The organism is Gluconacetobacter sp. (genome assembly GCF_047721585.1).
Taxonomy (GTDB): domain Bacteria; phylum Pseudomonadota; class Alphaproteobacteria; order Acetobacterales; family Acetobacteraceae; genus Gluconacetobacter; species Gluconacetobacter dulcium.
On the sequence record NZ_JBDNXE010000044.1, the window covers coordinates 12,926 to 32,572 of the forward strand.

The following is a 19,647-nucleotide window of genomic DNA, read 5'->3' on the forward strand; positions in this document are numbered from 1 at the left end:
AAAACCTATATCGAAATGGTGGCATTTTCAACTGATTTATACTATAGCCTGATCGTTGCAGGGGCACCGTTCCTGATCGTTCGTCCGCCATGACAGCCTGGAAAAGTAGAGAATGCTCCCATTCGCCATGCGCGGGCCGCGTCCGCTGCCGACGACCTTCCTGTTCGGTTGTGCCTATGTACTGTCATTCGTCGACCGGCAGATCCTGTCCCTGCTGATCGGGCCGGTAAAGGCCGATCTGCATCTGAACGATTTCCAGTTCGCCGTTTTGAACGGCTTTGCGTTCGCGGTCCTGTATTCGGTACTCGGACTGCCGATCTCGATGCTGGCCGACCGGTTTCCACGGCCGCCGATCATCGTGGGCGGCCTGGCCTTGTGGAGCCTGTCCACGATCGGCTGCGGATTGTCCGATGGCTTCTGGGGGCTGTTCTTCTGCCGGATGGGCGTGGGGATCGGCGAGGCCGCGCTGGTGCCGGCCGTCTATTCCTTTCTGGCCGATATCGTGCCGCCGGCCCGGCTGGGGCGGATCATCGCCCTGTTCTCCGCCGGTTCGTTCCTTGGGGCCGGACTGGCCTATCTGTCCGGCGGGCTGCTGATGGACGTGCTGCATGCCGGCGCCGTGCCCGGCGGCCTGGTGCCGTGGAAGTTCTGCTTCGTGATTGTCGGCCTGCCGGGCCTGCTGCTGGCGGCGGTCATCGCATTGTTCGTCCATGAACCCTCAACGCGCGGCGCGATCGAGGCGCGATCGGGGTTGATGAAGACATACGAATTCATTGTTGGACAGAAATGGCTGTTTCCTCTGCATTTCCTCGGATACTCATGCAGTGCGATCATGCTGTTCTCGCTCATGGCCTGGTCGCCGGCCTATCTGATGCGCGTCATGGCCATGCCGCACGGCACCGTCGGGGGCGTCATGGGAGCGATCGCGATCGTCTGCGGGTGTGGTGGGATCTATACCAGCGGGCGACTGATCGATGCCCTGACGACGCGCGGGATCGTCCAGGGGCCGATGATCGTCGGAGCGGGAGGCATGGCGGGCGCGGCGCTGATGTTTCTGGCGAGTGCCCTGTCCGGCAAGGGAAATGCGGGCCTGGTATTCTTTGCGCTTGCGTTCTTCTTCGCGTCCTTTCCCATGGCGCCGTCGGCCTTCGTCATTCAGACGGTATCGCCGCGTGCGATGCGGGCGCAGATTTCGGCGATCATGTTGCTATGCAATGCCCTGATCGGATTGTCGGCAGGGTCGATGATGATCGGCATGCTGGACGACCGGGTGTTCACCGCCGCGGACGGTATCCGATACGCCCTGCCGATCGTGGCGGTGACCGCCAGCATGGCCGGCGCACTCATGATCGCGGGGACGGCGCCGTTCTATCTGAAGCGCCATCGCGCCCTGTCGCACGCGCCGTAGAACAACGAGGGACCGATGACCTTCGTGAACCCGACTCTTGTCCCGTAAATCACCATTATGGCGGGCAGCGAATCCGATGCGAAACCGTCACAATTAACTTGAATTATCCACTATTGCGTCATAGCATCAACTGACAGGCTTCGTCCGTCGCAGCAGCTTTGCAATCCGCAGGTGGTGAGAATCGTGTGTTTCGATGCAATCGGCCGTCAGCTTTGTCGGCGCCAGTCGGGATGCCGTTTGAGAATCGGGATCACGAATCCTGTCCGGCCCCTGTGTCGGGAGAAACGGGGCGATGCCTGACGCGCCGCTGCTGACCGGGATTCGCTCCGCGCGCGTCCCCGGCGGGCATGCGTCCTTCCCGACACATCTTACGCAACAGGGCATGGTTTCGGCCGCCCCATGCAACATGGAATACTCCATATGACGACGGTGCAGTGTCTCCCGCAGGTTCGGGATTTCCTTTCCCGCGAACATGGACTCTTCTTGGATGGAGAATGGGTTTCGTCGTCGGGACAGGAGCGGATATCCGTTTTCGACCCCGCGACGGGCGAACCGATCGCCTCCATCGCCGATGCGACAGCGAAGGACGTCGACCGGGCTGTGGCGTCAGCGAAGCGCGCTTTCGATTCGGGCGTGTGGCGGCTGATGCGGCCGGGCGAGCGCGAGCGGATCCTGCTCCGTCTTGCCGATCTGGTGGAGCGGGACGCCGAAATCCTTGCCCAGCTTGAAACGCTGGAGCAGGGAAAATCGATTGTTCTCTCGCGGATCGTCGAGGCGGGGGGCGCGCAGAGCTGGATACGCTATGTGGCCGGGCTGAGTACGAAAATCACCGGACAGAGCCTCGATGTCTCCATCCCGCTGCCGCCGGACGCGCGCTATACCACCTATACGCGCAAGGAGCCGATCGGCGTGGTCGCCGGTATCGTGCCGTGGAACTTTCCCCTGGCGATCGGTGTGTGGAAGGTGCTGCCGGCCCTGGCGGCGGGTTGCTCGGTCGTCGCCAAGCCGTCCGAGATCACGCCGCTGACCTTGCTGAAACTTGCCGAATTGGCCAGCGAAGCCGGCGTGCCCGATGGCGTGTTCAACGTCGTGACCGGCCTTGGTGCCGTCGCGGGCGATGCGCTTGTGCGGCATCCGGATGTGGCGAAAGTCAGCTTTACCGGGTCGACACCGGTCGGTAAGCGGATCGCCCGCGTCTGCGCGGACAGGCTCGTGCGTGCGTCGCTGGAACTTGGCGGAAAAAATCCGGCCATCGTGCTGGCGGACGCGGACCCGGCGCGTGTGGTCGCCGGCCTGACGCTCGCGGGGTTTCTGAACCAGGGACAGGTCTGTGCGGCCTGCTCGCGCGTCTATATCGAAGCGCCGCTGTTCGACCGTGTGGCCGAGGGGTTGCAGGACGTCATCGCCGGCATGCGCATCGGACCCGGCATGGACGAGGCCGCGCAGATCAATCCGCTGGTCTCCGCGATGCAGCAGAAGAAGGTGCGGGCTTTTGTCGATGGCGCGGTCGAGCGGGGGGCGGAGGTTGTTTTTGGACAGGAGGTTCCCGATACGTCCGGTTTCTATGTGCGCCCGGCGCTGGTGCTGAATCCCGACGACGCGATTCCGCTGGTCAGGGAAGAAGTCTTCGGGCCGGTCATGACGCTGACACGGGTCGCGGACGCGGCCGAGGCCCTGGCGCGCGCGAACGACACGCCGTTCGGGCTGGCCGCCAGCGTCTGGACGACCAGCCTGGCCGCCGCGATGGATATGCCGCCGCTGATGCAGGCCGGAACGGTCTGGGTCAACAGCCATGTCATGATCGATCCGAACATGCCCTTCGGCGGTGTGAAGGAATCCGGAATGGGCCGGGATTTCGGTACCGGCTGGCTGGATGCCTTCACCGAGACCAAGACCATCTGCATCCGTCATTGAGGGGATTGGGTACCATGCGCAGCGCGGCTTTTTTTCGGACATTTGGCGCGGCATGTCTGGTCGCGGCGGCACCGCTGCGCCTGGCGGCCGCCGACCTCGCCCCCGCGCCCGCGGCGTCCACACCCCTCGCGGACCCCGTGCCGCGTGGCGACTGGCCCCAGTATGGTCGCACGGCGTCCGAGCAGCGATACAGCCCGCTGGATGCGGTCAATACCGCAACCGTCGGCCGCCTGGGCCTGGCGTGGCATCAGGACCTGCCCTCGATGCGCGGCGAGGAGGCGACGCCGCTCGTCATTGACGGCATCATGTATGTCACCACCAACTGGAGCCGCGTCGAGGCGCTGGACGCCGCGACGGGCGCGGTCCTGTGGCACTACGATCCGGGTGTGCCGGGGACGGTCGCCAGCAGGGGGTGCTGCGATACCGTCAATCGCGGCGCGGCCTACTGGAAGGGCCGTATCTATTTCGGAACGTTCGACGGGCGGCTGATCGCTCTGGATGCCCGGACCGGACACCTGGTCTGGAGCGTCGATACCATCCCCGTCGATGCCGCCCTGGGGGATATCCGCTCCTACACGGTCGATGGTGCCCCGCGTATTGCGAAGGGCGTGGTCATGATCGGCAATGGCGGGGCGGAATTCGGTGCCCGAGGCTTCGTCTCGGGCTTCGATGCCGAGACCGGCAAGCTGAAATGGCGGTTTTTCACGGTCCCCGCGCCCGGCAACAAGCCCGATCACGCCGTCTCGGACGCGATTCTGGCTAAGGCGGCGTACCCGACATGGAGCCCGGATGGCGGGTGGGTCCATTCCGGGGGCGGTGGAACGGTCTGGGATTCCATCGTCTATGATCCGGTGACCGACCTGGTCTATCTCGGCGTTGGCAACGGTGCGCCCTGGAGCTACAAATTCCGCTCCAACGGAACCGGCGACAATCTGTTTCTGGCCAGCATCGTGGCGATCCGGCCGGAAACGGGCGAATATGTCTGGCACTTCCAGGAAACACCGAAGGATCAATGGGATTTCACGGCCAGCCAGCCGATGATGATCCTGGATCTGCCGCTGAAGGGGGAGATGCGGCACGTCATCGTGCAGGCACCGAAGAACGGCTTTTTCTATACGCTCGATGCCCGCACCGGTGCCTTCATCTCCGCCATTCCCTATACGTTCCAGAACTGGGCCAGAAGCATCGACCCGGTCACCGGCCGGCCGGATATCGTGCCCGATGCCATGTGGTCGCTGACCGGAAAGACATGGATGGGCATTCCCGGTTCGCTGGGGGGGCATAATTGGGCACCCATGTCGTACAGCCCGAAAACGGGGTATGTCTATATTCCAGCCCAGCAATTGCCCGAACCGTTCAAGGCGCGCGAAAATTTCAGGCTGCACGGCATGGGCGTGAATCTCGGAATCGACATGACCGGCCTGCCGGACGATCCGCAGGTCGTGGCCGAGGTCTCGAAGACGGTTCAGGGGTGGCTCCTGGCATGGGACCCGGTTGCGGGCAAGGCGGCATTCCGCGTTCCGCACGACGCACCCTGGAATGGGGGCGTCCTGGCAACGGCGGGGGACATCGTGTTCCAGGGCACGGCGACCGGCCGCTTCGAGGCATATGACGCACGGAACGGGAAAACGCTCTACACGTTCGACGCGCATACCGGTATCGTTGCGCCGCCGATCAGTTATGAGGTCAAAGGACGGCAATATGTCGCGGTCATGGCCGGCTGGGGCGGGGTCTTTCCATTGATGGGCGGCGCGTTGGCGCGAATCCGCAATCACAGCGTCAATCACGCGCGGCTGCTGGTGTTTGCCCTGGATGGTAAGGACCATCTGCCGGTGGAAACCCGCCAGGGGCAGGTCCCGGTCCGCAATACGCTGCCCTTCGATGCTGCGCGGGCACAGCGCGGCTATGCGCATTATCAGGATTATTGCATGGCCTGCCATGGCGACAACGCGATTGCGGCCGGTGTGCTGCCCGACCTGCGCTGGTCCGGCGCGCTTGAAACGCGCGACGGATTCTACAGCGTCGTCGGACGGGGCGCGCTGGCCAATTACGGCATGGTGGGGTTCGACAAGGCTCTCAGCCCGAACGATATCGAAGATATCAGGAACTTCCTTTTGAAAAGGTCCAGGTGACCGGGGACGGTCGGGATTGGAAAATTCGCAAAATCAATCCTGACACGAAACAATAATGATAGACATATCGCTTGAACATTCACATAATAACCTCATCGGAGCCTGCTGAGGTCGTGTAACAGGGGATGGGCGCACTCACTCAGGGGGTGCGACCAGGTGGCCTGCCTGTGTTCCGATATATTACGATATCGTTTTGATATACATGTGGATGAAGGGAGAAATGAGGATATGCGATCAGGCATATGCAATGCCCCTGCGGACTGGCAGATATTCCGTAAGAAACGCGGCGTGGGAAGCATGCTTCGCTTTACCGGTTGCTCCGCCCTGACCATGGCGCTGATACTGAACGCGGCTGCTGCCGAGACCGCGCGGACGAAGAATGCCGGCGCGAGCACCGCGAAGAAAGCGGTGTCGGCGAGTCCTCCGGCCGGCAAGCCGGCCCCACACTATCAGGCGGCACATCTGGAAGATGTGATGGTCACGGCCCGGCGGCGCAACGAGCGCATCGAGCGGACCCCGATTTCCATGACGACCGTTACAGGAACACAGTTTACCGAGCGGGGGATTACCTCGATCGCGAAGATACAGGATCTTTCGCCGAACATCACATTCGGCAATGTCGCCTCGAATTCCGGCGTTGCGAACGCCGCCGCCGTCTTTATCCGCGGTATCGGCCAGACGGATTTCTCGTTCGGCGTCGATCCGGGCGTTGCCATGTATGTCGATGGCGTTTATGTCGGCAGCCCTGTCGGCTCGGTGCTGAATATGGTGGATATCGGCAGTGTTTCGGTGCTGCGCGGTCCGCAGGGGACGCTGTTCGGGCGAAATACGATCGGCGGCGCCGTTTCCGTGACATCGCTGGCACCGGACAGCGTGCTGGCGGCCAGGGCGGACGTGAAATACGGAACGGCCAACCGGATCAATGCCCGCGCATTCTTCAATGTGCCGCTGGCGGAACATCTGTTTGCGAATTTTTCTGTCGGCAGTTTCATGCAGGACGGATACGTGCATGCGCCGTATCAGAAGAACCAGCGTGAAATGGGCAGCCAGGACAGCCGCGTCTTCAAGGGCGCAGTGCGATGGAACCCCGTCGAAAAGCTGAACATCACCCTGCGCGGCGACTGGAACCGGGATCGCAGCAATGGCGCCCCCTTCGTGACCACCGGCGTCAATCCGGATTCGACCAATGGGATGATTTCCCTTGCCAACACTCTTGCCGGCGGCAGCCTGACGAACTGCACGGGACCGAACTGCTATAATTCCCGCTATTTCAGCAAGAACACCAATTACGGGTCCGACCCCGATTTCTCGAACCTGGTCGGCTGGTCGACCTCCGCGACGATCGACTATGAACTCTCGCGTTATCTGGAGCTGAAATCGATCACCTCCTATCGGAAGAGCATGGGCAAGTTTGCCCAGGATCGCGATGGATCGCCGATCGGCATCAATTACGTCTATGACAATTATCAGGAAAAGCAGTTTTCCGAAGAAGTGCAGGCGAACGGGCGGGCGTTCAACAATCATCTGCATTACTCGGCCGGTGTGTATTATTTCGATCAGTCCGGATACGATATCAATCCGACGCAGTTCTATATCATGAGCCTTCTCAGCGGCGGCTCGTTTACGGACAGGAGCTACGCGGCCTACGCGCAGACGACCTATTCCGTGACGAAGAAGTTCAATATTACCGCCGGCGTGCGCTACACCGAAGACAATAAAAGTTTTCTACCCAACCAATATTACAAGAATACCATCGGGCCGCCGATTTTCTACGAACCGTATGGCACACGTCTGGTCCCGTATCAGCGTTATCACAACAACAACGCGCGCTGGACGCCGATGGTGAATCTGTCCTACCAGATCACACCCGAACTGATGGCGTATTCGACGTTCTCGCAGGGATTCAAGGGCGGGGGCTTTACCCAGCGCCTGGCCAACATCGCCCCGGCCGCGCCGTCGTTCCGCCCGGAAAGTGTGAATTCCTTCGAAGGCGGCCTGAAATTCTATGGGCTGGGACACAGATTGCGCGTCAGTGCGGCCGGATTCTTCACGTTCTACGACGACGTGCAGTTGCTGGTGGCCGATGCCACCAATATTGGGCCATACTACACCAATGCCGGCAAGGCGCAGATCTCGGGCTTTGAACTGGAATCGCAATACGCGCTTGGCGATGGATGGTCGGTCATGGGTTCGGTCGGCATGACCGATGCCCATTATACGAAGCTGACATCGAGCGTTCAGGGACTCAATCTGGATACCATGTTCGTTCTTGTATCGAAATGGACTGGAAACCTGGGTCTGTCCAAGCGGTTCGATTTCGGCACGTATGGCACGCTGACGCCGCGCGCGGATGCGACGTATCGTTCGCGCTATAATGCCAACCTGAATGCGATCATGTATGATACGCTGATCCAGAAGAAGTTCATCACGGTCAATCTGAGCGCGCGATGGCAGAGCAAGAGCGAGCGTTATAATTTCATGGTGGGGCTGGATAACGCCACGAACGAGAAGTTCATGGCCTGGGGCAGCTACTCCGGCAGTTTCGGGAACTTCCAGAAATCCTTCGATCGCGGCCGGCAATGGTATATTCAGGGCGGCGTGTCGTTCTGACAGTTCGACTGATGGTCTGACTGATGGTTCGTGGGTGGATGTCTTTCGTCGCGTTCCGGTCTTCGACCCGTTCGCTGTCGGCCGTCGCGGTATCCGCCGAGCAGGGAGGCGCATCCTGCGCTGCGCCATCCTGCCCCTTCAGAGAGCCGTGGGGGCGACCGGGCCGTTAAGGCCGCGCCACTCCGAGGCTTCGGAACATGGAACGGGTGCGGCTTATGCGGGGCCGCTCCCGCTCGCCAGCGCGCATGTCCGGAGCCTTTCCACCCAATGCCGTCTCGACGGCAAGGTGCTGGCTTACCGGTTATCCGGACATTCTCATCTGTTCGACCCTGCGTATTCAGGCAGGATCTGTTCTCGATGGACGTTCAGTCGTCCTGCCGGGACTTTTCCCATCGGCGGCGGGCGCGCCAGAAGGCGGTGGCCTCCGAATAACCGAGAGAAAATCCGATCTTGGAAAGATGGCCCTCTCCGTTTTCCATGCGGGCGGCGGCATTTTCCCGCCTGAACTCATCAAGGCAATGCCGCAGCGTTACACCCTTCTCCTGAAGGCGTCTCTGCAATGTTCTTGACGAGAGACCGAGGGCACCCGCGATAAACGATACCGTTATCTTTTCCCGCCCTATATGATTTTCGATTACGGCGTGGACACTCGTCATGATCTCGTCCTGATGATCGTGTCCGGAAATATCGTCTATGTGCCGTTCGAGTATGTTGATCAGGCCGCGATCTTCCTCGCGCACGCTTTCGTCCAGCCGGTTGCTTTCGAAAATGATGGCATTGCCGGGGGCGCCGAAGACGACGGGACTGCGGAACAGTCGTTCCAGCTTTCGCGCCTGACCGGCATCGTCATGCTCGAACCGGATTTCGACCGGTCGCCAGTCGGCGTGGAAATACATGCGGATCATCTGGCAGAGGCTGGCCAGGGAGTATTCGGCGTCCTGACGGCGCGGCCATATTCTTCGATCCCTGATGGAATAATGCACCGTCGATATTTCAGAATCGAAGTCGAAATAGAATGAACTGTGACTCTGAAAGGTGTCGCCTTCGGCCGCGATTCTCTGAAGGGCACGCCCGAGCGTGCCGGAAAGCGAGAACAGCACGCCTCTCGGCCCCAGGTCGGACGGTCTGAACCCGTTGCCGATATCCGCCCCCAGCATCGGATTGTTCAGACGCGATGCGGCGAATTCGAACAGGCGGACATAGGCGTTCAGCGAAACGAAACTATATGGATTTCTGGCATCATCCATATTGATTCCGTATTTTTTAAAAGAATCCTTCGCATCGAATCCTCGGGACACCAGATGCTGGAGCACCGGCCGCAGCGCCGACGCACGCAGGAAGGGATAGCTCGGCAGGGTCGGTTTCTGTTCCCGCATCGCTTTTGGCCATCATGATGAACGATGGCGCATAATGTTATCTTTTTGGCGCACTATGCAATACGGTTCGACCTCTCCGGCACCGTAACGTTGCGACACGATAACGTGCGCTTCGGAGGAGGAACATCAGATGAGTGGCAAGCCTCTGAACGGCCCGCCCGGCGCGATGACGATCAGCCTCTTCGTGATCTCCGCGGCGGCTCCGCTCACAACCGTGTTCGGGGCTGTTCCGGCCGCCTTTGCTTCCGGCATGACATCGGTGGTGCCGGAGATGTTCCTGTTGACGGGCCTGCTGTATCTCGCCTTTTACAAGCTGCTTCTCTCGGCCGCGCGCAGCATGCCGGCATCCGGCGCCTATCATACCTATATCGCACACGGGCTGGGCAGGCGCGTCTCGTTCGCCATGGGGGCCGTCTCGCTGGTGTCCTACCTGTTCATCCAGCTCGGCGTGGCGGCGCTGTTCGGCGTCTTCATTCGTGACGTGCTCGGTCCCGCCGGTGCCTCGCTTTCGCCCTGGGTGTGGAGCATAGCGGCACTGTTGCTCGCCAATCCGCTCTGTCGGCGGCCCGTCAGGACATCGGCGCTGATTCTGGGCCTCATCATCGGCGTCGAACTGTCGGTGCTTCTCATCGTCAATCTCTTCCTGGTCTTTCACGCGAATATTCCCGGCAGTCTGCACAGGAGCTTTTCCGGTACCGCATTGATGCATGACAGGACCGGTGCCACGCTGGCCTTTATCGTGGGTTCCTTCGTCGGGCTTGAAGCCACGTCGATGTTCAAGGACAACACGCCACAGGCGGCACGTAACGAGCGACGGGCAACCTATCTCTCGGTCCTGGTCATCACGCTCCTGTATGTCGTGTCCGCATATTGTATCGAGGCCTATTATTTTCCCTCGGATATCGCTGCCCAGGCGGTGCAGAAGCAGGAAGGGCTCTATTTCGACGCGATCCGCCTGCTCATGGGACAATGGTGCAATGCGGGCATTCGCATCCTGCTGATCGTCAGCCTGTTCGCCTGCATTCTCTCGCTCGGCCGCAATATCGATGAATATCTGTCGTTGTTTCTTTTGCCGCGTGACAGGGCCTCATCGGTCAGGCGCGGTACGACTTATCATGTCCAGACCGCGTCGTTGATCGCGGGGGTGATGCTCTGCCTTGTTTTCGGCCTCGACGCGTACCGTGTCGTTTTTCCTGTCTGTTCTGAAATCGCGATATTCGGCATCGTTGTTACCCAGATAGCCGTCTGTCTGTCTTTCGTCGCCGGCCTTGGTACGGGAGGCCGGACGATGCTTCCTCGTTCCATGATGCCGTGGGTCGCGCTCGTTCTCGCCGGGCTTCTGGTCGAGTTCGTCTTCATCGTCGTGAATCCCCAGATCCTTTGCCGGAACTCGCTGATCCTTTCGTGCTGGCCGCTGGCCGGCATCGGCCTGACCGGCATTCTGACCTTCCTGATCGCGCCACGTCGCATGACCGTCTGACCGCGCTTCGCCGCGCATTTTCATCAATCGTTCCGACTACTGGAAAACGAAGAGAAAGGACGCCCATCATGTTGCCTTTGCAGCAGCCTTGCAACCGGGGGCCTGTCGCCTCGTCCGCGGCCGGCATCCGGCATGCCCAACCGTTCGTTCGTCGGGAGAGAGCCACGATGGCGCTGTTCCTGTTTGGTGTCAGCGTGCTGGCCGTGTCCGGCGCGCGCGCCGAGCCGGTGTCGCGGCATGCCGTCAAGGCATCGCATCCGGCCGGTGCCGGTGCCGGTGCTGGTGCTGGTGCTGGTGCTGGTGCCGGGCGGCGTGCGCCGTCACGGACACGGACCCCGCTCCGGCCCCCTGCCAGGACGGCGGAAACCCTGACCGTCAGTACCCGCCGGCTTGCGCACAGTCCGGCGGAGCAGGTTGTGACCCGGACGACGCTGGATCGCTTCGTGCCGGGCTCCAGCCCGCTTCAGGCGCTTGCCATGACCACGCCGGGCGTCTCTTTCGCATCGGACGACCCGTATGGTGTGGATAGCCTGGCCAATACCACCTACATGCGGGGGTTCAGCCAGAACCAGCTTGCCTTTGCGATGGATGGCGTACCGCTGGGCGACCAGTATTTCTTTTCCGGCAACGGTCTCGATATCAATCAGGCAGTGATCCAGGACAATATCGCGACGGTCAGCGCCTCGCAGGGCGCGGGCGCGCTCGACGTGCCGGGTGCGGAGAATCTGGGGGGCGCGATCCAGTTCACGACCGCCGATCCGGAGAACAGGATGGGGGGACGGATTTCCCAGACCTTTGGCAGCAACGCCAATTTCCGGACCTTCGGCCGCTTTGACAGCGGTGTGCTCAACCCGGCGGGGACCAGATTCTACGTCGCCTACGCCCGGACCGACAACAAGCTGTGGAAGGGGTACGGGCATCAGACCGAGCAGCAGGCCAATATGAAGCTCGTCCAGCCGCTCGGTCCGCATGGGACGCTCACGGGGTTTTTCGGCTGGTCCAACTACAACCAGAACAACTACCTGAACATGAGCATGAACATGGTGAATCGGCTGGGGAAGGACTGGAGCTATCTGACCCCGAACTATCAGGAAGCCTATGATGCCGCGAACGGCATTTACACGCCCGCGGTGCAGGCACTGGGCAACGGCGCGGACGAGGCGTTCGCGACCTATTACGACGCGGCGACCATCCAGCGGAACTATCTGTCCTATCTGAAGCTGAACGAAGACCTGACGTCGCGGCTGTCATCCACAACCCTGTTGTACGCGCATGTGGGTAGCGGGGATTCCGAGGCTTCGGCCACCATTCCCTCACCGAACGGGGCCAGCCTCTCCCAGTCCGTCATCATGATGAACACGCGACGTATCGGCGGTATCCAGAGCTTTCATTACACGCTGGGCCGTCACACCATCCGGACGGGATTCTGGTTCGAGAACGAGACGTCGGACATGCCGGAGCGGCTGTTCGCCCAGCCCTATCCGGGTGAAGGGCCGGTCCGCTCGGCAACCGGGCCGTTTGTCGGGCCTTATGCGACCGCATGGGCCAGTTCCTTCAGCACCAATCTGTTTCAGTTCTATCTTCAGGACGAATGGCAGATCAGGGACGATCTGCGGCTTCTCGCCGGATTCCGTTCGCTGACGCAGACGACGCACGGCGGCGCGTCTTATAACAATACCGCCTATAGCGGCCAGGATGCGCTGCCTTCCGGGTCGCTCACCGCGTCCAATGCGTTCCTGCCGCACGTCTCGTTGAGCTGGCACCCGATCCTGAATCATGAATTCTATGTCGATATCGCCGAGAATATGAAAACCTATCCTTACAGCATCTGGGGTAGCAATCCCTCGGGCCTGTGGGGCGACTCCAACCAGCAGGCGTTCCAGCAGGGCAGGCAGGGCCTGCGTCCCGAGCGCACCTGGACCTATGTCGTGGGCTATCGTTATTCATCCGACCTGCTTTCGGCCAGCGTCGATTATTTTCATATTCATTATTACAATCGTGCCCTTACCGTCACGACGGGGCCGGTTTACCAGCTTGTCAATTCCTATTCCGATGTGGGGTCGGAGACGACCGATGGCGCGGATGCGGCTCTGACGATCCGTCCGATTCGTAACCTGTCGATCGACAACATGTTCAGTTATGCCGATGCGCGCTACCAGGGCGGCACCATGTATGGCGGCGAATATTACAATCTGAACGGAAAGAACCAGGTTGCCTATCCAAAATATATGTACAAAGCGGGTATCAGTTATCAGGTCCGGAATGTCATGTTGAATTTCAACGTGAACTATCTGTCCCGTCGTCCTCTGTCTTATATGAACGACGCGCATGTGCCGTCATACTGGCTGGCCAATCTTGGCGTTTCATACGATTTCGGTGCGATCGGCGTGCTCCGTAATCTGAAAGCCTCTTTCAATATCTATAACCTGTTTAATACAACCTATATCGGCGGCATGGGGGTTGCAGGCTTTCCGATGGCGGGCGATCTGCCGACGGTGTTCGTCGGTGCGCCCCGGCAGTTCTTCGGGACTCTGTCCGCCCGTTTCTGATGTCCGTCGCGGCGCCGCATGGACCGGCGCCGCCGGACATGTGCGACTCTGTGCCGCGTATAAAAGAAAGATATCCATTCATGATGAAGACGGAACAGGATTCTGTATCCCTGTCGGAGACGACGGTGGGGCAGGGGCTTCCACGCATCGATTTCCTCTATCTCTCCGAACAGGACATGCTGCGCGCGGGCGTGGCCGACATGGCTGGCTGCGTCGATACCATGGAGGAGATGTTCGCCCTTCTCCACGCTGGCGATTACCGTATGGCCGGCCCCAACAGCGATTCCCACGGCGCCATGGTCAGCTTTCCCGCACATTCGCCTTTTCCGACGATGCCGAAGCCGACGCCGGATCGGCGCTTCATGGCAATGCCGGCTTATCTGGGTGGCCGGTTCGGAACAACGGGCATGAAATGGTACGGATCGAACATCGCCAATCGGGAGAAGGGTCTTCCCCGTTCCATCCTGATGTTCATGCTCAATGATACCGATACCGGCGCGCCGCTGGCCCTGATGTCGGGTAACCTGCTGTCCGCTTATCGCACCGGCGCGATCCCCGGGGTGGGCGCGCGCCATCTGGCACGGGCCGATGCGCGGAGCATCGGCATTCTCGGTCCGGGGGTGATGGCGCGCACCGTACTCAGTGCCTGCATCGTGGCCCGGCCGGGGATCGATACGCTCAGAATCAAGGGGCGGGGACAGGCGAGTCTCGCGGCGTTCTGTGCCTGGGCACGCGAAACCTATCCGCAGCTCCGCGAGATTACGGTTGTTGAGAGGGATGAGGACGTGGTGAGGGACAGCGATATCGTCAGTTATTGCACGTCCGGCAGTGCGGGCGACGCGCGGACCTATCCCATCGTCCGGCGTGGCTGGGTCAAGCCGGGGGCGTTTATGGCCATGCCGTCGCTCTGCAATATCGATTCCGGTCTGGAAGATAAGACTGTCCGGAAAGTCGTCGATAATATCGGGTTGTATGATGCCTGGTATGAGGAAATTCCGCACCCGCTCCATAACACGGTGCCGATGATCGGCTGCAAGTTCATGGACATGATTGCCGATGGACGCATGGCCAGGGAAGAGCTGGAGGATATCGGCGGCATCGTTGCGCGTGACGCGCCGGGACGGCGCAATGACGACGAGATCATCATCATGTCTGTCGGCGGCATGCCGGTCGAGGATGTGGCGTGGGGCACGGTCATCTACCGCAACGCGATCCGCGACGGAATCGGCGTCACGCTCAATCTCTGGGACCGGCCGGTCCTGGCCTGATGCCGGCAACGAAAGGAAACATCATGTCCACGATACGCAAGGTCGCCACGGCGTCCATATACGAGGCAATGGGCAGCTATTCGCGCGCCGTTGCCGTCGGTGACTGGATCTTCGTGTCCAATACCGCTGGGCGGGACCCACAGACACAGGAAATGCCGGAGGATGTTCGCGACCAGACGATTCAGGTCTTCGCCAATATCTCGCGTGCTCTTCAGGCCGTGGATGCCGATCTGGCGGATATCGTGGCCGCCCGCATCTTCGTGCAGGACCCGAAGGATGTGCCGATCGTCATGGGCGTGGTGGGCGAAAGCTTCCGGACCAGTCGTCCGGCCGCCACCGTGACCTGCCCGCCCCTGGGGAGCACGATCTACAAGGTCGAACTCGAAGTCACCGCCTTTCGCGGCGCATCGCGCATGCCGGTCGAGAGCGTGGTGATCTGAGAGCCTGACCGAAAATGCGCGCTGGTGGCGATCCAACGCGTGTTTCCTGCGCTTCGGTGCTCGGAAACACCTGTCGGGCGCGGCCCGACACGGGCCGCTCTCGCTCGCCAGCCCACATTTTCGGTCAGGCTCTGAAGGCGTGCTGTCACCACGCCGTGTCTTTCCTTTCCTGTCGTCGAGGTTTGTTCCCATGGCTCCAGTCGTGTCTCCCGTTCCGACCTCGGAGGATCTTCCGTCTTCGACCGTCGTCGGCATCATCGGGGGAGGGATCGTCGGTTTGACGGCGGCGCTTGTGCTCGCCGAGCGCGGTATTCCGGTCGTCGTGCTGGAAAAGGGCCGTTTGGCGGGCGAGCAATCCTCCCGCAATCTGGGCTGGATTCGCAAGATGGGTCGGTCGGTCGCCGATGTTCCCCTGGCTTGCGTGGCCGACCGGCTGTGGGCCGGCCTCGCCGCGCGGGTGGGCGAGGATGTCGGCTACCGGCAGGCGGGTATCATGTATCTGGCCCGGACGCAGGCCGAGATGGACATGCATCGGGGTTGGCTCGACTCCGTTCGCGACCTGTCGCTTGATTCGCGCCTGCTGACGGCACCCCAGATCGATATGTTGGTGCCGCATGGCCAGCGGACCTGGGCTGGCGGCATCTACACCCCTTCTGACGGGCGTGCCGAGCCGACACGCGCGGCCAGTGCGATCGCCCGTGCGGCGACCAGGCATGGCGCGATCATCGTCGAACAATGTGCCGTACGCACGCTCTCCATGGAGGGGGGACAGGTCAAGGGCCTCGTCACCGAGCGCGGCGAAATGCGGTGTGAGCAGGTTCTGCTTGCCGGGGGCCTGTGGTCCCGGCGTTTTTTGGGAAATCTGGGGATCGGCCTGCCGACCCTGCCGCTGGTCTGCTCGGCTTTGCGCACGAGCCCTCTGGACGGTATGGGCGAGATCGCTGTCGGAGCACCCGATTTCTCGTTCCGCAAACGGCTGGATGGTGGCTACACCATTACCCAACGTGGTGCATTGGACGCGCCCCTGACACTGGACCATCTGCGGATCGGGATGCGCTATCTGCCGACATTACGTCAGCAGATCGGGAACCTGCGGATTGGGATCGGTCGCGAGTTCGTCGAAGACCTTATGCTGGCGCGCCGCTGGGACAAGGCCGCCGTTTCGCCGTTCGAGCGCGTGCGCGTCAAGGACCCTGCTGCGAATGCGGCGCTGGTTGCCGAGGCCATGGACAATCTCGTGCGGGCATGGCCGGCCTTTGGCAACGCGGCCGTCGCGCAGAGCTGGGCGGGGACCATGGATATCACGCCTGATTCTCTTCCCGTGATCGGCGCGGTGACGAAAATGCCGGGGCTTACGCTTGCGTCGGGCTTTTCCGGCCACGGGTTCGGCACGTCTCTCGCCGCAGGCGCGTTGGCTGTCGATCTGCTGACGGGACAGGCCCCGATCGTCGAGGCTACCCCCTATCGCCTTGACCGTTTTACCTAGGGTCTGTTAGATCTTGAAATTCTTCCCATATTGTAGGGATGGAAGAAGGAGACGGAACAGGCACTTTTACGGACGAGACATGGGCGATCTGGGAACCTCTGATTGAGGCGGTTCGCCCACGAGGCAAGACGCCGCCCCATGATCTGCGGCGCGCGATAGCAGCGATCGTGAAGCACTTGGTCGCTCTCGCGGCGGTTATGGCACGAAAGTCTGCGTGATCGCTGATGGACATGGAAAAGCCTTTGGTTTTGCGTTGGCCCCGGGACATGCTCATGAACTGTCCCTGGCACCAGCCATGCTCGACAGCCTTCCCGCCATTCCCCTGTGGGTCGTGGCGGACAAGGGCTACGCGTCGAACGCCTTTCGTGAACGGATATGGGACATGGGAGCCCGGCCCGCCATTCCTGCGAAACGACGCGGTGGGGCGGTCGCCTGCCCAAAATGGGTCCTACCGGTGCCGGCATCTCGTTGAGAACTTCTGGGCTCGCCTCAAGGAGTCGCGCGTTGTCACAACCAGATACGAAAAAACAGCAACATCGTTCCTCGCCGTCGTCCACATCGCTGCCGCAGCAGACTGGATCAAGCCATAACAGACCCTAGCGGTTCCTGGCGGGCAAGGGCGCGGCAGGGTCGCAACTCCGACGCAGGGATGTGGTGATCGGTCGAACGTTTGAAGCAGCCTCTGCGACCTCTGGCGAGGCGGCCAGGGTCGAGACGGCGCAAGTTAGCAAGTCGATGGTGGTAAGACTGTGGATAGGTCGCATGAAAGGCGGGCGAAACGGCAATCTTGACCGGGCGTCTTGTCTGGCGAACGAAAACTTTCGGAGTCAAAGTTCCTGCCTCATGCGTTCGCGCAATTCATTGCATCTTTTGGCGTAACGCGAGGCTTTCGAGGCGGTGAAGAGATTGACGCACAATGCGCCCGCCAAGGAAATAAAAGAGAGGCTCGTCAGACTCTCGCCGAATGTGGAAAGCGTGTCGTCATAATGCGTGGCTGAATACCACAAAAGAGCAAGGCTCAATACGGCACCGAAGAAACCGAATACTCCCGTTGAACGCAGGAGAGAGTCTTCAGTGCTCTCAAACGCGGCTGTTTCCCGCCATAAATCGAATAACTGCCGATCTATGGCTCCGACGGCTTCGGTGTGCTTGCTCTCTTCTTCCGGTGTGCGCTTGTGGGGGTTCTTTCTGTGGATCTCTAGTTCTTCTCTCGCCTTGGCGAAGACGCGCCGTCGCTCCTTGATCGCGGGCAGGCTGATGTCCACGAAGCTGAATATAGCCACATTGAGGCCCGCGGATAATTGCGCGATTGCCTGAAAATCTCCCCAAGTCGTCATCTGGGTTGAGTCCTCTTTCCCTGTATCGGTACTGGACAGAGTTAATGAACGATGCCCACGACAGGTAGTAAGAGGAACGCGCATCTGCCATTATAAGGATCAAATACCTACGCGCCGGTCCGAAAGAGAGCCGCTGCCAATGTGTATTTCCAGATTGGCTCTGACCGTCGAGGCCAGCCGCCATTCATGATGGTTCGACGATGCCGGAAAGATGAAGATCCGAGGTGGTGATTGGGAAATGGGATGAATTTTTGGACGATTTGGCGATCGCGCACGCAGGGGCTGCCTGATTGGACCGAACAGTGAGAACGGGATGGCAGGATCGTGGGCCGGAACGGAGGGTATCCTGACCCTGTTGCATCGTCCGGCGCGACGCTGGCAGATCGACGCTGGCAAACCCTTGAGGCAACCGCACGATCGACCCAGCCGACAAGGCGGGCTCGTGGCAGGGAGTGTGACCCAGAGCAGACGCATCTGGCGCGCGCGAAGAGCGGCAACCGCATATGCCTGTCAGCACGGCAGCCTGCCGACGGGGGCACGGAGCCATTTTTCAATGGCCGCTATGCAGGTCAGGATTTGCCCCGACCTGTGTGGCCGGGGCGGTTCCAGGGAGGTGGTTTTATTGTGTCTTGATGTGTTCGATCACGTCGAGCCAGAAGCCCTGTTCCTTGAGGTCCAGCATTTCCAGCGCCACGCCATAGCGCTTCTCGGCTTCCGGCAGAGCCTGGGCCCCGAGTTCCTTTGCCATCTGTTCGGCTTTCTCTTTTGGATGCAACGCCATTGAGTTCGTCCTTCAGATTTGAGATCGGCCATCAGATCGCGCGATCCGCGGACCGGGAGCGAGTTAAGCCTTAAATTCGGGCGGAGCCAATATGGTCGGTATCCGGGTGCCCGGCAGCGGTGGAATGCGCCCATGAATCGCGACCGATCATTAAGGGCAGGTGTGCGTTCCCCTGACTACCTTTGGGGGGCATTTTTCATTATGAATTCCGCTTCATAAGGTAAAGTGGGTAAAAAGGGCGCAACCTGGATGACGACTTGGGGAGATTTTCAGGCGATCACGCAATTATCCGCGGGTCTCAACGTGGCTATATTGAGTTTTGTGGATATCAGCCTGCCCGCGATCAAGGAACGGCGGCGCGTCTTTGCCAAGGCGAGAGAAGAACTGGAGATCCACAGGAAGAATCCTCATAAGCGGACGGAGGTTGAAAAGAGCGCTCACGCCGAAGCCGTTGGGGCCGTGGATCGACAGTTATTCGATCTGTGGCGGGAGACCGCCGCGTTCGAGAGTGTTGAAGATTCTCTCATGCGCTCGACTGGGGTGTTCGGCTTTTTTGGCGCTATATTGAGCCTTGGTCTGCTGTGGTATTCGGCTATTCACTATAACGATACGCTTTCCTTGTCTGGCGAAATGCTGACGAGCCTTTCCTTTATTTCTTTGGCGGGGGCGTTGGGTGTCAATCTCTTCACCGCCTCGAAAGCCTCGCATTACGCTAAAAAGTGCAACGAGTTACGTGATCACATGAGGCAGAAACTCTGACATTGTGTCTCCGGGCTTGCTCCTCTTGAAGCGTCCCGGGTTTCCCGGAGGCTAATTGGTTTGAGTCACGCAGCCATATCGATGATCTGAAGGGCTGCATAGTAGTT

General features: G+C 60.5%; 13 protein-coding genes and 1 pseudogene. 11 read left to right on the forward strand and 3 right to left on the reverse strand.

The window, feature by feature from the left end; all coding sequences use genetic code 11:
• The first annotated feature begins 112 nt into the window (after positions 1 to 112).
• From ABF821_RS10120 to ABF821_RS10135, 4 genes are all read left to right on the forward strand, one after another.
• The gene (locus tag ABF821_RS10120) at positions 113 to 1,408 is read left to right on the forward strand and encodes an MFS transporter (protein ID WP_415529930.1); all 1,296 of its coding nucleotides are present in this window, start codon (positions 113 to 115) and stop codon (positions 1,406 to 1,408) included.
• A 420-nt stretch (positions 1,409 to 1,828) separates the two neighbouring features.
• On the forward strand, positions 1,829 to 3,322 hold the full coding sequence (locus tag ABF821_RS10125) for an aldehyde dehydrogenase family protein (protein WP_415529931.1): 1,494 nt from the start codon (positions 1,829 to 1,831) through the stop codon (positions 3,320 to 3,322).
• Positions 3,323 to 3,336: 14 nt separating this feature from the next.
• Positions 3,337 to 5,454 carry a PQQ-dependent dehydrogenase, methanol/ethanol family gene (locus tag ABF821_RS10130; RefSeq protein ID WP_182974817.1) on the forward strand — a complete coding sequence of 706 codons (2,118 nt, stop codon included), beginning with the start codon at positions 3,337 to 3,339 and terminating at the stop codon, positions 5,452 to 5,454.
• Positions 5,455 to 5,751: 297 nt separating this feature from the next.
• A complete protein-coding gene (locus ABF821_RS10135; RefSeq protein WP_415529939.1) occupies positions 5,752 to 8,064 on the forward strand; it encodes a TonB-dependent receptor in 2,313 nt (770 codons plus the stop codon).
• A gap of 365 nt (positions 8,065 to 8,429) precedes the next feature.
• Here ABF821_RS10135 and ABF821_RS10140 read toward each other — a convergent pair whose 3' ends face one another.
• Positions 8,430 to 9,440, reverse strand: a complete 1,011-nt coding sequence (locus ABF821_RS10140; protein ID WP_415529932.1) for an AraC family transcriptional regulator ligand-binding domain-containing protein — start codon at positions 9,438 to 9,440, stop codon at positions 8,430 to 8,432.
• A gap of 130 nt (positions 9,441 to 9,570) precedes the next feature.
• On the opposite strand from ABF821_RS10140, the gene ABF821_RS10145 reads away from it, so the two are divergent.
• The 6 genes and pseudogenes from ABF821_RS10145 to ABF821_RS10170 all read left to right on the forward strand — a co-directional run.
• The gene (locus tag ABF821_RS10145) at positions 9,571 to 10,920 is read left to right on the forward strand and encodes an APC family permease (RefSeq protein WP_415529933.1); all 1,350 of its coding nucleotides are present in this window, start codon (positions 9,571 to 9,573) and stop codon (positions 10,918 to 10,920) included.
• A gap of 167 nt (positions 10,921 to 11,087) precedes the next feature.
• A complete protein-coding gene (locus tag ABF821_RS10150) occupies positions 11,088 to 13,469 on the forward strand; it encodes a TonB-dependent receptor (protein WP_415529934.1) in 2,382 nt (793 codons plus the stop codon).
• Positions 13,470 to 13,549: 80 nt separating this feature from the next.
• Positions 13,550 to 14,737 (forward strand): tyramine oxidase subunit B, encoded by a 1,188-nt coding sequence (locus tag ABF821_RS10155; protein ID WP_415529935.1) that lies wholly within the window; start codon positions 13,550 to 13,552, stop codon positions 14,735 to 14,737.
• Between the two features lie 23 nt (positions 14,738 to 14,760).
• On the forward strand, positions 14,761 to 15,177 hold the full coding sequence (locus ABF821_RS10160) for a Rid family hydrolase (RefSeq protein ID WP_415529936.1): 417 nt from the start codon (positions 14,761 to 14,763) through the stop codon (positions 15,175 to 15,177).
• 190 nt (positions 15,178 to 15,367) lie between these two features.
• Entirely contained in the window at positions 15,368 to 16,663 is a 1,296-nt protein-coding gene (locus ABF821_RS10165) for an NAD(P)/FAD-dependent oxidoreductase (protein ID WP_415529937.1), read from the forward strand.
• A gap of 145 nt (positions 16,664 to 16,808) precedes the next feature.
• A pseudogene (locus ABF821_RS10170) lies at positions 16,809 to 17,253 on the forward strand (IS5 family transposase); the annotation flags it as partial.
• Positions 17,254 to 17,490: 237 nt separating this feature from the next.
• On the opposite strand, the gene ABF821_RS10175 reads toward ABF821_RS10170, so the two are convergent.
• Together ABF821_RS10175 and ABF821_RS10180 are read right to left on the reverse strand one after the other, a co-directional pair.
• Positions 17,491 to 18,000: a hypothetical protein gene (locus ABF821_RS10175; RefSeq protein ID WP_114727577.1), complete on the reverse strand. Its 510-nt coding sequence runs from the start codon at positions 17,998 to 18,000 to the stop codon at positions 17,491 to 17,493.
• A 619-nt stretch (positions 18,001 to 18,619) separates the two neighbouring features.
• Positions 18,620 to 18,781 (reverse strand): hypothetical protein, encoded by a 162-nt coding sequence (locus tag ABF821_RS10180; RefSeq protein WP_182974824.1) that lies wholly within the window; start codon positions 18,779 to 18,781, stop codon positions 18,620 to 18,622.
• Between the two features lie 249 nt (positions 18,782 to 19,030).
• Here ABF821_RS10180 and ABF821_RS10185 point away from each other — a divergent pair, with 249 nt between their 5' ends.
• Positions 19,031 to 19,540, forward strand: coding sequence for a hypothetical protein (locus ABF821_RS10185; RefSeq protein WP_415529938.1), 510 nt, complete (start codon positions 19,031 to 19,033; stop codon positions 19,538 to 19,540).
• Positions 19,541 to 19,647 lie beyond the last annotated feature (107 nt).